Below are 564 nucleotides of genomic sequence, written 5' to 3'. Positions count from 1 at the left end.
TCGCCACGATCACCTTGGAATCCTTCATGCCCGCCAGGTGCTGGATGGCCCCGGAGATGCCCACCGCGATGTACAGCTGCGGCGCTACGATCTTGCCGGTCTGGCCCACCTGGTAGTCGTTGGGCACATAGCCCGCATCGACCGCGGCCCGGCTGGCACCGAGCGCGGCGCTCAGCTTGTCGGCCAGCGGTTCGAGCAGGGCGTGGTAGTTTTCGCCGCTGCCCACGCCACGACCACCGGACACGATGATCCTGGCCGCACCCAGTTCGGGGCGGGCGCTCTTGGTGATCTCACGACCGACCAGCGCCGACAGGCCCAGGTCGGCGGCGGCCGGGATCGCTTCGACTGCGGCGGTACCGCCCTCGCCCGCCGCTTCGAAGGCGGTGCTGCGCACGGTGATGACCTTGATCGGGTCGGCGCTCTTGACCGTGGCCAGTGCGTTGCCGGCGTAGATCGGGCGCACGAAGGTGTCGGCCGCTTCGATGCCGACGATGTCGCTGATCTGCGCCACATCCAGCTGCGCCGCCACCCGCGGCAGCATGTTCTTGCCTGCGCTGCTGGCCG

General features: G+C 69.3%; 1 protein-coding gene. It reads right to left on the bottom strand.

Annotation, left to right across the window (positions count from 1 at the left end):
- The coding region (locus DNK49_RS23255; RefSeq protein ID WP_207807114.1) for an FAD-binding protein at positions 1 to 564 on the bottom strand (564 nt) is incomplete at both ends.

Origin of the sequence: Parazoarcus communis SWub3 = DSM 12120 (genome assembly GCF_003226565.1) — a bacterium.
In the GTDB taxonomy this organism is placed as follows: domain Bacteria; phylum Pseudomonadota; class Gammaproteobacteria; order Burkholderiales; family Rhodocyclaceae; genus Parazoarcus; species Parazoarcus communis.
This window is presented reverse-complemented; position numbering and strand designations above follow the sequence as displayed.